The organism is Pseudomonas sp. BNK-45 (genome assembly GCF_047456255.1).
GTDB lineage: Bacteria > Pseudomonadota > Gammaproteobacteria > Pseudomonadales > Pseudomonadaceae > Aquipseudomonas.
Window position 1 is genome coordinate 3368064 of the sequence record NZ_CP179909.1, and the last position, 13064, is coordinate 3381127.

Here is a 13064-nt window from a genome sequence, read left to right on the forward strand (position 1 = left end):
CGATGATCATATCGGGAACCCTTGAAACCTCGCTTGTTCGGGCGGTGGTGATCAGCCTGTTTACCTGGCGCCGCGCCGCGACCGATGACCCGATTGACGATGAAGAGCGCTTCGGCTGGTGGGGCGATAGCTTCCCGGCGGTGGTCGATGACCGGATTGGCTCCCGCCTCTGGTTGTTGCGCCGGGTAAAGCTCACCCGAGAAACCCAGCTCGATGCCGAGTTCTATGCCCGGGAGGCCTTGCAATGGCTGCTCGACGACGGCGAGGTCATTCGCATCGAGATCCGCAGCGAGCGGGCCACGGACAGCCGCCTGAACCTCGGTGTAATCCTGACCATCTCCACGGGCGAACGCCTGGAGATCCACCCAACAGAGCTATGGCAGGTGATTTATGCCGTTTGAAACCCCCACGCTTCCCGTGCTGGTCAATCGCACGCAAAGCGACCTGGCCGGCGATGCGTTGCGGCGCTCCGATGCTCAGGTGTTGGCCCGAACGCTGAGCGGTGCCGCATTCGGCCTGTACGGTTACCTGGGCTGGATCGCCGAGCAGATTCTGCCGGACACGGCTGAAGTCGAAACACTGGAGCGGATCGCCTCCCTTCGCCTCAATCAGCCAAGGAAAGCTGCCCAGCCGGCCCAAGGTACGGCCAGCTTTACCGCGGCCGCCGGCGCAGTACTGGACGCGGACACCGTATTGCACGCCAGCGATGGCCGGGCCTACCGCATCACAGCAGGAGTAACCACGGTTGCCGGTGCCAACACCGCGACGCTTGAAGCGGTGGACGCTGGAACGCTGGGCAATGCGGACGTCGGTCTGGTGCTAAACCTCATTCAGCCGGTCCAGGGGGTGGCCGGTTCGTTCACCATCCTGGCTCCAGGTCTGCTGGGCGGTGTTGCCCAGGAAAGCGTTGAGTCATTGCGAGCCCGGGTCATTCAGTCCTATCGCGTAATACCTCATGGCGGTTCGGCGGATGACTATGAAACCTGGGCCTTGGAGTGCCCTGGTATTACCCGGGCCTGGACCCGACGGCTTTACCTGGGGCCGGGCACCGTGGCGGTGTTCGTAATGCGCGACGACGATACCGATCCGGTGCCAACGGCTGAACAGCTGGCCGAGGTGAAGCAGTACATCGAACCGCGGCGACCAGTAACGGCTGAAGTGTATGTCCTGGCCCCCACGCGCAAATCGGTGGTGTACAGCATCCGGCTGAACCCGGATACCTCTGCTGTTCGGGCGGCCGTCGAGGCGCAGTTGCGTGACCTGCATGCGCGGGAGGCGACCTTGGGTGAGCCCCTTTTGCTGACTCACATCGCCGAGGCCATCAGCGGAGCCGCTGGTGAATGGGACCACCGACTGGTGGCGCCGGTTACTGATGTAGCGGCGGCACCTAACGAGTTGCTGACGTATGGGGGCTGCGTATGGCTGGCTTAAGAACGGCGCAGCAGTACCGCGCCCAGTTGAGGGCGTTGCTTCCCGCGGGCCCGGCCTGGGAGCCTGAGCGTGTCCCTGAGTTGGCGTTAGTGCTGACGGGCTTATCGCAGGAGCTGGCGCGCATTGAGTCCCGGGCTTTCGCTTTGCTGAATGAGATGGATGCCGGCGGCGTGAATGAGCTGGTGCCTGACTGGGAGCGCGTCATGGGGCTGCCAGATACTTGCATCGGGCTTGAGCCCGTATTTGAGGACCGCCGTCTGGCAGTGCGCCAACGGCTGACGGCAGTCGGCGGACAATCCTGTAGCTACTTCATCGAGATCGCGGTGCGCCTCGGCTACCCCGAGGCGACCATTACGGAGCGCCGGGCACCACGGTTTGGCCGCGCCCGCTTTGGCGCAGCCCACTTCGGCACCTGGTCCGCGCAGTTTATGTGGACGCTCAACACCGGCCCGCGCCGCCGCCTGGGTCGGCGCTTCGGTGCCAGCTATTGGGGTGAGCGCTTCGGGGTCAACCCGAGCGGTGCCCTTGAATGCGTCATTCGTCGCAGCGCCCCGGCGCATGCACTGGAATCAATCAATTATGGGGTGGGTGTGTAGATGGACTATCCGAAAAGCGTACCGAATGTGGGGCTGGTCAATGGCAAGTTTGTTGACGAGAACACCAGTACCGGGCAAGTCGGTTCGTTGATTCCCTCGACCTGGGGTAATGGGGTCACTGATGAGATGTTGAACGTTATCCGGGCCGGCGGTCAGCAGCCTGCTGAAAACCAGAATGACCAGTTGCTGGCGGCGATCAAGGCCATCGTGCGGGACTCGATCCCGCCGGAGAAGATCCGCACCACGCTTGCTGAGTACGGCATTACCGACGCTTACACCAAGTCGGTGACGTACACCAAGGCAGAGATCGAGGCGCTGCTCAAGAACATGTCAGCGCTGCCTGTGGGGGCCATGGTGCCGTTTCCAAAGGGGGCTGTGCCGGCGGGTTTTCTGGAGGTTGATGGCAGCGTGCAGAGTGCGGCGACCTATCCCGACCTGGCGGCGTACCTGGGGACCACATTCAACAAGGGCGACGAAGGCGCCGGTAACTTTCGACTGCCTGAGTCGCGTGGTGAGTTCTTGCGGGGCTGGGACCATGGGCGCGGTGTGGATGCTGGGCGTGCGCTGGGTAGCTATCAGCTTGATGCGCTGCAAAACATACAGGCGACATGGGGTGATATGCCGCGTGGCGTGGGCGGAACAAGTGTGAACGCTACCGGCGCTGTTGTTGGGACAACAATCAGTTCAAACAACGGCGCCGATGGGGGCAATCTTCCGTATGGGGTTTTCAGCTTCGATGCGTCGCGAGTAGCCAGGACATCAACAGAAACCCGTCCGCGTAACCTAGCGGTCATGTGGTGTATCAAGGCCTGGAACGCCCCGGTCAATCAGGGAAATATCGACGTTGCGGCGCTGGCCCCGCTTGCTGCTCAGGCGACAGAGGCAAATCAAGGTACAGCGAAAATCGCAACTGACACGCAGATCAACGCTGGCACGAATGACGCGACAATCGTCACTCCGAAAAAGCAGCGCCTTGGTTTTTCATGCATGTTCGGTACTGACGGCTATGTTGCGCTTCCGACCTGGCTCGGCGGATTTATCTTGCAGTGGGGTCGATTCTCGATCAACGGCAACTCCGCCACTGTGCTTTTCCCGACTGCATTCCCATCGCGCGTGGTTTTTATTTCTGCGCAACGTGTCACTGACGGCCCGACGGCGTATGCGTTGACGCTCAGTCAAAACACTCCACATACCAATTCGAGCGCCACTTTCCGGCATTCAAGCGGAACAATTATAGAAACCGATTTCTGGTGGGCATGGGGGTACTGATGGCACATTTCTACTCTGCAACAGCGCACAGCTTTTACACGTCTGCTGTAAACGGCAAGAGCATGCCGTCGGACGCTGTTGAGATTACGCGTGAGGCCCTAGTGTCGCTTCTTGCCGCTCAACGTGAGTCAAAAGTTATCGTGCCGGACGAGCGAGGATTTCCGATTGCTGCCAGACCCGGCCCGCCTTCTCATGAGCAATTGATAGAAGCGGAACGAGCCTGGCGCGACGGTGAGCTTGCATCAGCTGTCTGGCTGCGCGAGCGTCACCGCGACCAGGTGGAGATCGAGGTGGAAACCACGCTTGCGGCTGAGCAGTTCAAAGAGCTGCTGCTGTACATGCAGGCCCTGCGGGACTGGCCGCAGTCGCCGGACTTTCCTGATGTTCAGCACCGCCCTGCAGCGCCGCCCTGGATCGCTGAGCAAGTCGAGTAGACGCCCCGCATTGACGGGGCGTTTTCATTTCTGACCTACGAGGTTTTACTTATGCCCATCACAACGCAGCAACTGCTGCAGATCCTCCCCAACGCCGGCGCTAAAGCCGGCGTTTTTGTTCCTGCTCTCAATGCAGCCATGAGCAAGTACGCAATCATCACCCGCCTGCGCATGGCGGCGTTCATCGCGCAGATCGGCCACGAGTCCGGCCAGCTGCAATGGGTGCGCGAGCTGGGCAGCAATCAGTACCTGAGCAAGTACGACACCGGCACCCTGGCCAAGCGCCTGGGCAATACTCCCGAAGCGGATGGAGACGGCCAGAAGTATCGGGGCCGGGGGCTGATTCAGATCACGGGCCGGGCCAACTACGAAGCCTGCAGTGAAGCTCTGTTCAGCGATGCCCGGCTGCTCAATGCCCCAGAGCTGCTGGAAAACCCGGTATATGCCGCGCTGTCTGCGGGTTGGTTCTGGCAGCGGGCGGGGTTGAACAGCCTGGCCGATAAGGGCGACTTCCTCACCATCACCAAGCGCATCAACGGCGGAACCAACGGCTTGGCGGATCGCGAGGCGCTGTATGAGCGTGCATTGAAGGTGCTGCCTTGAAGGCCCCGGGCTGGCTGTTGCCGGTCCTGGCCCTGGTGCTGGGGTTCGCCCTGGGTGGTTGGTTGGCCTGGACGTGGCAGGCCAACGCCTACGGCAAGGATCTCGCTGATCAGGCCGAGGCGTACAGCACGGATCGCGAGCAGGCCGCTACGGCGGTGATCAATTGGCAGGAAGAGCAGCAGGACGCCCGCCGGGCCCTGGAGGATCGCCTGCAGGCGAATGACGAAAACCACTACAAGGAATTGCGCGATGCTCAAACGAACCAGGCTCGCCTGCGTGATCGGCTTGCTACTGCTGACCTGCGGCTGTCAGTCCTACTCAACACCGCCGCCTCGGGTGGTAGCGGTGGGGTGTCAGCCCCCGCCGGCACCTGCGGCGTGGTTCATGGAGGAGCGCGAGCCGAACTTGATCCAGCGGCTGCTCAACGAGTTGTCGCCATCGCCGGAGACGGTGACCAAGGATTGATCGCTTTGGCGGCCTGCCAGAGCTATATCAAAGAAATCGTTTCAACGAAGTGAAAAGGAGCGGCCGGGCCAGATGCGTCAACATCTAGCCTAGCCGCTGTCCCCGCAGAACGTCCCTGCAAGTCCAGCCAAGGCTCCTGCTCTGTGCACAAAGCGCGGCGAGCCTAGCACCTGTTTCTCTCTACAGCAAAGGTCTTGCTTTTAATGTCTACTCCTATCATCCCTTGGATGGGCGGCAAACGTCGCCTGGCAGATCGCCTCATTCCTCTCTTTCCACCCCATGAGTGTTACGTCGAAGTCTTCGCCGGCGGTGCCGCGTTGTACTTCCTGCGGCCTCAGCCCGCACCAGTTGAAGTCCTCAATGACATCAATGGTGACCTGGCGACGCTGTACCGGGTCGTGCAGAACCACCTCGAGGAGTTTGTGCGCCAATTCAAGTGGGCGCTCAGTTCAAGGCAGGTTTTCGAATGGCAGAAGATGACTCGTCCTGAAACCCTTACTGATATCCAGCGGGCCGCCCGCTTCTTTTACCTGCAGCATCACGCGTTCGCCGGTAAGGTCACTGGGCAAACCTTTGGCACTGCGACCACCGGCCCGGCCATCAATCTGCTTCGGATCGAGGAGAACCTTTCGGCGGCTTGGCAGAGACTGTCTGGCACCTACGTCGAGAATCTTTCATGGCTGGAGTGCGCCGAGCGCTACGACCGAGCCCATACCTTTCATTACATGGACCCGCCTTACTGGCAGACTGCCGGCTATGGTGTCGATTTCCCTTTTGAGAACTACGAACGCATGGCTGATTTCATGCGCCGCTGCAAAGGTAAGGTGATGGTTAGTATCAACGACCATCCAGACATTCGTCGGGTTTTCACCGGCTTTCATTTCGAAAACGTCTCTATTCGCTACAGCACTAAAAATCAACGTAGTGGTAATAGCGATCTTAGTCAGGAACTGGTAATAATGAACTGGGCGCCTGGAAGATTTGGTGGCTTATTTTAGAGTCTAGTTGTGAGTATTTTGGGTTTTTCTCTGTGTAAGTGTCGTTTGGAGGGGGTGTGTTTATGTTTGATGGATTTTTGCTATTGCTGACTGTAATAGTTCCAGTTGTATTGGCGGTAAGTATTGTTGTTTTTGTTGTTGGTGTTGGAGATTGTAGGGTTGAAAAAATTAAGTCAATATTTAAACTTGATTCTAGTAAGGGGCTTATTGGGCAGGGGCTGTTGTGGTTATCTATTTTTATACCTCTGTTTTTGGCTTTGTCTCTTGGGTTTTGGGTTTGGCCGAATTATCAAGTTGACTTATCTTTAGAAGGTTATAGGAAGTTTATTGAGGTCAGCTTGTTGCCCTTGGGTATGATGTCAATATCGCTTCCTTTGACAGGGTTGGTAGCTCGCTTTCATTCAACTCAGCAGACAGCCAGGCAAATTGAGGTTGTAAGTGCAAAAAATAACTTGGATGCATTTTATTCGCACAGAAAAGAAATGATTAGTTATTTTTCTTCAATGGGGGAGATTGAATATCTGAAAAGTGTAAAATTTGTTTATGGTATTCATCCTGTTTTACATTTGCGTTTTTTTGAAGGGGCGCCAGATAAAGGGTTGCCTTTAGTTAATAGAGAGTCTTTTGATTATGTTGAAGGGAAGATTTTATTCGCCTCGAAATTGCTTGCTTCAGTATTGTTAGGGGAGGGGGGTGGAATTGGTTTGCTGAATTCTTATTTGAATGCGTGTGATAACATATATCTGGCGGCTAAGGCTTTGGCTATTAAGGAGGTCTGTAATTCTTTAGTTGCAAAAGGGGTCGAGGTTAAGTCAGATAGTGGTGAGTCTGGTTCTATAACAATAGGGACTACGACCCTTGAGGTTTTGGCGGCAATACGTTTTGTAAAAGGGTACTACGACAATTTATGTGATTTCTCTGGTGTGCCTAGAATGAAGGTTCCGGAGGGCCGAGGTGTTGTGTTTCGCGGGGGGCAGAAGCTTTTGGATGGCGAGTTGTTTATTGAGGCGCTCCATAGGGGGGAGTTGGCAAATTTAGTTGCTGAGGGGCGTGCGCGTTATTCTGAGGATCACCCATCTATTTGTAAGAAGCAGGAAAGTTGAGAGGTCTTTAAATAAAGCTTGTAAGTCGGCGATCTCTAGCTGTAGGTCAGCCCTTCATTTCTAGTGACAAATCCGCGCCCATTGCAGATTTGGCAGTCTTCCCGCATGGAGAAACGGTCCAGGCACACGGTGCACTTTCTAAATGCCGCAGCGAGAAGAAGAGGGCGAGCCCGGCGGTATGTTTCGAAGTCTTGATTTTCTAGGGCGACCAGCGCCTGATCCGCGAGCGTTCGGTATGCATCTGGATCATCAATGTTCGAGTACTCGTGACCGTTGATGCGTTGGCCCGTAATCACCAGGTTATAAAGGCTGCCGTCGGCAGTTGTGATCGTCAATCCACACATTGCCCACACCTCTGAACTGATTCGGAACTCAAGCCGACGACCTCCTTTCCCATCGATCACCTGAGCTGCCCATTCTGTCGAGCCTTCCGGGTAGTAAATTCGTCCCGAGAGTGTGCCCAGGCGCGGCCCTCCGCGCTGTGGGAGCAAGTCATAGAAGGCAGACGACATGAATTCGGGCTCACAATCGATCAGGGTTTCGACCGCGTGCCAGTATGCAGCATTTGCGAACTCGTCCAAGTCTAGCTTCTGAGCTTGATCAATGACTTTTGCATCTGCCATGTCCTGGCTGATGGCCAGGCAGCCTTGACGGTAAGCTTCAGGGTAACTCATGCGTAGCTCGTGATCGTCCAAGCTGCGACGCCAGTGGGCAAACCACTCGGCTTTAGAGAATGTGTTCATGAGATCAGACTGCTATAATTTGTACTGTATTTATGTACAGTATATAGAGTCTGTAATTTTTGCGAGCCGTGCCGACGAGCTGCTGATTGTTGGTCGTAGACTTAGGGCAAATTTAGGGTAGAACAGGGGCCGCTAGGAGCCTTCTGGTGCTGTGCGTTTTACCGTAGTTGCGAGCCTAAAGCGGCCTGATCATAGATGTGAAGGGATTCGAATCCCTGTTCTCGCTACCCTGGCGTGCATTTGCCGAGCCGGTTGTTGACTAGTGAGGCGTGGACGTGGGGCAAAAATGGGGCAATCTGTACGCCAATCAATGCCATTTAATGCCAAACGGCGCGATCTCATGCTCTGTAGAAAAATCCCTACAACCCTTGTTCTTCGGGGCTGTAGGGCGTTTTGCGTTAATACCCGAGCACAATCGAGGTGAGTTAGATCCTTGCTCCGCTGCTGGTATCGAAGTGCGCGGTGTACCGATATGCTGGACGACCCGAGGCAGTATCTACGATGCTCTCTATGATGCCCCCCAGCACGGCTGACGCCACGCGCTGAGACGCAAGATTGGTGACATCGGCCACAGCTTCAAAGTACACAGACTGATGCCCCGCCCGCCTGGCATTTGAAAGTTGATCGCTGATCACGTCCTTTAGAATACTTTTGGCGCGACCATCATTTCGAAGCTCTTCAGGGACGGCGTAGCCAACAGAGACGCATGGGCTATCGTCGATATACCCATTCATAACGCAGGTCAGGAACGCTGTTACCCATTGTCTATCAGGTGTCAGGTGTACATAAGTGAGGCGAGGCTCCCCTGGAGTAGGTTCATCTATGTGGCTATACAAATCCTGAAAGCCTTCTACGGGGCCGATCTCCAACATTCCACGAGTTAGCCATTCTTGAAACGACACCATTCCGTCGTGTGGGTTGGCCATTTCCATTGTTATCTCCTGTGCTGATGCACCCGGTTGGGATTCCTCATAGTAGCTTTTCTATGGCATCCGGCTACTAGTCGTGCTGTCCGGTTATTGCGTAGCGCAAAAAATGGACCGCGTTAGGCCGTTTCGGGCAGTGTGCGAACCGGATGGCTAATCTGTTGTAATACTATGGAATTAGAAGAAGTCCACTCCTTCACCCCATTGGATAATCTCGTTTGTCCAAGCTAGGACCAAGCACAGCCCAAGATTAGTCACCCCCCATTTCCTTCGTTCATCACCAGCGTATGCGTTATAGAGCTGGTTCATTTTTTCTTCAAAAAAAGCTTTCAAAGTCGCCATAATCCCTGCTCTCTAAGTGGATGCTCAAATCAACGTCTGAGCCACACTTTTCCTTAATGAAACGGAGAACTCTTCCAGTTTTAATAGCTTTATGGATGTCGGAAATTTGGATGTGATTATATTTTTGGGAGTCTATCAGGCTGTTGATTTGTAGAATCAAACCAGTTAACGCTGTTGCTTTTATTGGAACTCCATGTTCTCTAAATTAATAGGATGAGAGGTTTTTCTGAGAGTAGTATCTAGGCTTTTAAATAGTGAATCTGAGATAGGCGCGCGGTTGAAAAGAGCTTGCGCGTCTATCTCAGTAAATGTATAAGCAGTTTTTGAGCGCTAGGTCAGTTTCCACCCGTTTCAGTTCGCAGTTCCGTTAGGCTGCTGTGCAGGAGCAGCAAAGAATAATTTAAGACCCGCTACCAAATCGACAGCAGATTTCGCCTCAATCGACGGAGCTAGGAAATTGCTCACGCGACTTGCACTTTTGTGTGCGACATCTCCTCTGAACTTTCCGTAGCTCGAGAGGCTTGCCGCTAAGGTTTCATCAATCTCATCTATCATTTTTCCACTGAAGATAGACAGTTTTTGGAATGATGATGCCTTGATGCCGTTGTTGTCAGAGATCGTCCGCTCTGCAGCTTTTATTAGATCCTCAATGCTTTTTAAAAACTTCGCAGTGTCAAATGGATGTTCTGTGGGAAGCTTATAATCGAGAATGTTTGATATGGCAAAAATTTCGGGGTGTTCTCGGGTTTTAAAGTTTCCCGCAGTGATTGTTTGTCGTTTCGCAATCAAAGAGTGTTTTGCTTTTGTTTCAATAAACTCTTCTAGTTCTGCATGGGCTAGCAGCCTAAAGGCAGCCAGCTTATCAGGGTCGGGTGTGTAAGTTAGCGGCTCTGCTTGCTCATCATTAATTTGATCCTGAATGAATTTATTGATGAGTTCGTTTATGCGCGCTTCCAAAGCTGTGACTAATGGATCTGGTACACTCATGGCTGAATTCTCTGAGCGCATTGATCGTAAGTCAAATTCAAAGTCTGTGCGAGGACGCTACCCCACATGTTGATTCGCGTTTTAGTAGCGCCTACGGTTTTAGGCGTCTTTTCGATGGCGTCTCGGAATTCTTGAGTTTTGCAAATATCTTTAAAAGCGTCGTAAATTTCATGCTGTTTGCTCCGTGCCGCCAACGCAACGTGCTCGTCAGCAAAATAGCGTGTGATGCAGTCGAATACCGCGCGGTTGATCACGCGCTCAAACTTATCACCGATCCATTTCTTGAATGAATCCTTACTGAATATATTCATTGTAGTTATGAGTGCGCGGTCAAGTCTAATCAAGGCCTGCTCCGCCTCACCTTTCCTAGCCTCCCAGCTGGCTTCATAGTATTCAACGGTCTGGTCTAGGAAGTCTTTGAAGTCCCCTCGATACTCTTCAAGTGCTCGGTCGTAAGCAATGAATCGAAGAACTAGCTCAGAGTCTCTCATGCGTTTATCAAGCGTTTCCCCGAAAAGTGCTTGGAAGGGTGCGCTAGATTCGAGATATTCCTCAATGCGATCAAGCAGATTTCCGCCCACCAAGGCTTTACGAAGCTCTTGTGGTGAGAGGGGCAGGCTACCGCTATTAAGTCTAAAGAAAATGGCGTAAAGAAAATTTTCGTCTTTCCAATTTCTTATGACCGTTGAACGTAGAGTGCTATTTTCAAGATATTCGCGATCTTCCTGGGCGAGATCATTGTATTTCAATCCATTGAGGTCCGGACGAATGTCCAGCCCTCGCAATGCGTAGCCTCCGTTGAGATAATCGTTGATTGCCAGCAGTCGCTGTTTTCCATCTATAACGATGAAGCGTCCTCGATGATCCTTGTTTTCCGCTAAAACAATATTCGGTACGGGCATACCTACAATAATGGATTCAACTAAACGACTTTTTCTTACATCGTCCCAAGCTGCGCGGCGCTGAAATCCTGGCTGCAAGTCAATGTTTTTTTTGGATATTTGACCAACGATGGTTTCAATAGTCCAGTCAGCGTTCATTACGATTGCGTCTTTGAATGAAATGCTGTCTGAGAGATCGCTTTCATCCTCCTGTTGGCTGTCAGGTATAAGTAGCAAGTCTTGATCTGCAGTAGCTGCGGCCATGGTCGTTCCCTGTCACGCCTCGAATAGTGATGCGACAACGTATGGCAAATTGCCGTTTTTAGTCAATCAAGCGGGCACGGTAGCGTGAAAAAACATGGGAATTTCGTTTGGTCTTGTCAACACGGCTAGGGGGCGGGGTCGGCGTTATCCCTGAAATCTGGTATGACACATCCCCAAGACGGCCGGTTCGGATTCAGGCGCCGACAAGGGGATAGTAGTACAAAATTGGTACGCACCCCCTTGCAATAGGCTAGATAGTAGGTTTTGTAGGATTTACGAGAAACCTAGGCCCAACCCACCATCGGAGCGATGCAGCAACTACTTCCGTCCAGTAACTGCAAGCTGTGGTGCGTGGCAATAATCGGCCATCCTGAGGTTAGGAACATGCAGGACAGCTTCCAGGCCGGACCATAGGTTCTGGCGTTCTGTCGGCAAGGTGCCGTAGGAGGGTAGTTGCGGAAACTAAAGAAATGATGCGGAAACGGTCGGGTGGTGACGGTAAGCGCCCGTGAGCAGCAGAAACAAAAAAGCCCTGAAAAATCAGGGCTTTCTCGTTGAGATTTGGCGGAGGCGTAGAGATTCGAACTCTAGGACCTGTTACAGTCGGCGGTTTTCAAGACCGCTGCCTTAAACCACTCGGCCACACCTCCAGATCGCATTGCGGGCGCCATAATACCCGAATGAAACACACTGTCAAACTCTCTGCGTCGCGAGTTACAGAGCCTCTGTTATCATCCTTGCCACTAAATGTTTCCCCCAACAGGAGTGTCGCCATGCGCGAACAGGATTACGCAGTTAACAACGGCGTGCAGGCCGAGCAGCTAGAGGTTAGCCGCGTCCTGCGCAACACTTACGGCTTGCTGGCCCTGACCCTCGCGTTCAGCGGTGTCATGGCTTATGTGGCGCAGCAGATGCGGGTCGGTTACCCGAACATCTTCGTGGTGCTGATCGGCTTCTACGGTCTGTTCTTCCTCACCAACAAACTCCGTGACTCGGCCTGGGGCCTGGTGTCGGCTTTCGCGCTGACCGGTTTCATGGGCTTTTTGCTCGGCCCGATCCTCAACCGTTACCTGGGCATGCAGGGCGGTGCTGAAGTGGTCAGCTCGGCCTTCGCCATGACTGCCCTGGTGTTTGGCGGTCTGTCGGCCTATGTGCTGATCACCCGCAAGGACATGAGCTTCCTCGGTGGTTTCATCACCGCTGGTTTCTTCGTCCTGATGGGTGCCGTGCTGGCCAGCCTGTTCTTCCAGATCAGCGGTCTGCAGTTGGCGATCAGCGCCGGTTTCGTGCTGTTCTCCTCGGTGTGCATCCTGTTCCAGACCAGCGCCATCATCCACGGCGGCGAACGCAACTACATCATGGCCACCATCAGCCTGTATGTATCGATCTACAACCTGTTCGTCAGCCTGCTGCAGCTGTTCGGCATCATGGGTCGCGATGACTGATCCTGCGGGTTGAACCGCTAAAAAAGCCCGCTTCGGCGGGCTTTTTGTTGTCCGGGTTTCAGGAGTGACGAGGTTTCATGGGCTGTGCAGCTGCAAGCGCGCGCTGGCCATGGCGTCCTTGTCGACTTCGATGGAGAACGACAGGACCGAGACGTGCTGCTGTTCCAGCTGGTCGATCCAGCTGATCAGGCCGTTGAGCGGGCCTTCCAGGCTGAGGTTGACCCGGCCCTGATCCTCCTGGTCCATGCGTTCGAGGTTGAGTCCGGCCTGGCTGCTGGAGCGGGCCAGCATGCCGGGCAGGGCATCGCCGGAAATGGCTGGGCCTCGAAGGGAGGAGGGGCTGGCGGGTAGCTGTTGTAGATCGTGAAGCAATTGCGTTTCCTCGGTATAGCGTTGCTCGGCCTGGGCCAGAGCCTGTTGTTGCGGTTGCCAGAGCAGGTAGAGGCTGGTCAGGCCGGCGAAGACGGTCAGGGCCTGCAACGCCCGTTGTTCGCGTTTTGCCAGACGCTGCCAGCTTTGCCGGAGTGGGTTCGTCAGGGCGTTTCGAGCCGGGATCGAGGCGATGGGGCGCTTCATC

At 54.4% G+C, this 13064-nt stretch carries 15 protein-coding genes and 1 tRNA gene; 10 read left to right on the top strand and 6 right to left on the bottom strand.

Going from position 1 to position 13064, the window contains the following annotated elements; genetic code table 11:
- The first annotated feature begins 2 nt into the window (after positions 1-2).
- From ACMGG8_RS15710 to ACMGG8_RS15750, 9 genes are all read left to right on the top strand, one after another.
- The gene (locus ACMGG8_RS15710) at positions 3-401 is read left to right on the top strand and encodes a phage GP46 family protein (protein ID WP_025128913.1); all 399 of its coding nucleotides are present in this window, start codon (positions 3-5) and stop codon (positions 399-401) included.
- On the top strand, positions 391-1431 hold the full coding sequence (locus ACMGG8_RS15715) for a baseplate J/gp47 family protein (protein ID WP_414159890.1): 1041 nt from the start codon (positions 391-393) through the stop codon (positions 1429-1431). Before ACMGG8_RS15710 ends, ACMGG8_RS15715 begins: the two co-directional genes overlap by 11 nt.
- Positions 1419-2027, top strand: coding sequence for a YmfQ family protein (locus ACMGG8_RS15720; protein WP_414159891.1), 609 nt, complete (start codon positions 1419-1421; stop codon positions 2025-2027). The genes ACMGG8_RS15715 and ACMGG8_RS15720 overlap by 13 nt, the downstream gene beginning before the upstream one ends.
- The gene (locus tag ACMGG8_RS15725) at positions 2028-3296 is read left to right on the top strand and encodes a tail fiber protein (protein ID WP_414159892.1); all 1269 of its coding nucleotides are present in this window, start codon (positions 2028-2030) and stop codon (positions 3294-3296) included.
- Positions 3296-3730, top strand: coding sequence for a phage tail assembly chaperone (locus ACMGG8_RS15730; protein WP_414159893.1), 435 nt, complete (start codon positions 3296-3298; stop codon positions 3728-3730). The genes ACMGG8_RS15725 and ACMGG8_RS15730 overlap by 1 nt, the downstream gene beginning before the upstream one ends.
- 51 nt (positions 3731-3781) lie before the next feature.
- Complete coding sequence (locus ACMGG8_RS15735; RefSeq protein WP_414159894.1) at positions 3782-4333, top strand: glycoside hydrolase family 19 protein; 552 nt, start codon at positions 3782-3784, stop codon at positions 4331-4333.
- Entirely contained in the window at positions 4330-4851 is a 522-nt protein-coding gene (locus ACMGG8_RS15740) for a lysis system i-spanin subunit Rz (RefSeq protein WP_414159895.1), read from the top strand. Before ACMGG8_RS15735 ends, ACMGG8_RS15740 begins: the two co-directional genes overlap by 4 nt.
- 150 nt (positions 4852-5001) lie before the next feature.
- On the top strand, positions 5002-5796 hold the full coding sequence (locus ACMGG8_RS15745) for a DNA adenine methylase (protein ID WP_414159896.1): 795 nt from the start codon (positions 5002-5004) through the stop codon (positions 5794-5796).
- 56 nt (positions 5797-5852) lie between these two features.
- The gene (locus tag ACMGG8_RS15750; RefSeq protein ID WP_414159897.1) at positions 5853-6899 is read left to right on the top strand and encodes a hypothetical protein; all 1047 of its coding nucleotides are present in this window, start codon (positions 5853-5855) and stop codon (positions 6897-6899) included.
- A 35-nt stretch (positions 6900-6934) separates the two neighbouring features.
- Here the strand turns inward: ACMGG8_RS15750 and ACMGG8_RS15755 are convergent, their stop codons facing one another.
- From ACMGG8_RS15755 to ACMGG8_RS15775, 5 genes are all read right to left on the bottom strand, one after another.
- Positions 6935-7573 carry a hypothetical protein gene (locus tag ACMGG8_RS15755; protein WP_414159898.1) on the bottom strand — a complete coding sequence of 213 codons (639 nt, stop codon included), beginning with the start codon at positions 7571-7573 and terminating at the stop codon, positions 6935-6937.
- 494 nt (positions 7574-8067) lie between these two features.
- A complete protein-coding gene (locus ACMGG8_RS15760) occupies positions 8068-8574 on the bottom strand; it encodes a hypothetical protein (RefSeq protein WP_414159899.1) in 507 nt (168 codons plus the stop codon).
- Between the two features lie 687 nt (positions 8575-9261).
- Positions 9262-9897 (bottom strand): hypothetical protein, encoded by a 636-nt coding sequence (locus ACMGG8_RS15765; protein WP_414159900.1) that lies wholly within the window; start codon positions 9895-9897, stop codon positions 9262-9264.
- Positions 9894-11042 carry a DUF262 domain-containing protein gene (locus ACMGG8_RS15770; protein ID WP_414159901.1) on the bottom strand — a complete coding sequence of 383 codons (1149 nt, stop codon included), beginning with the start codon at positions 11040-11042 and terminating at the stop codon, positions 9894-9896. Before ACMGG8_RS15770 ends, ACMGG8_RS15765 begins: the two co-directional genes overlap by 4 nt.
- Before the next feature lie 562 nt (positions 11043-11604).
- A tRNA-Ser gene (locus ACMGG8_RS15775) sits at positions 11605-11692 on the bottom strand.
- 123 nt (positions 11693-11815) lie between these two features.
- Between ACMGG8_RS15775 and ACMGG8_RS15780 the strand changes: the two genes are divergently transcribed.
- Positions 11816-12487, top strand: coding sequence for a Bax inhibitor-1/YccA family protein (locus tag ACMGG8_RS15780; RefSeq protein ID WP_011062013.1), 672 nt, complete (start codon positions 11816-11818; stop codon positions 12485-12487).
- A gap of 75 nt (positions 12488-12562) precedes the next feature.
- On the opposite strand, the gene gspM is transcribed toward ACMGG8_RS15780, so the two are convergent.
- The gene (gene gspM, locus ACMGG8_RS15785) at positions 12563-13063 is read right to left on the bottom strand and encodes a type II secretion system protein GspM (RefSeq protein WP_414159902.1); all 501 of its coding nucleotides are present in this window, start codon (positions 13061-13063) and stop codon (positions 12563-12565) included.
- Position 13064: the final 1 nt, after the last annotated feature.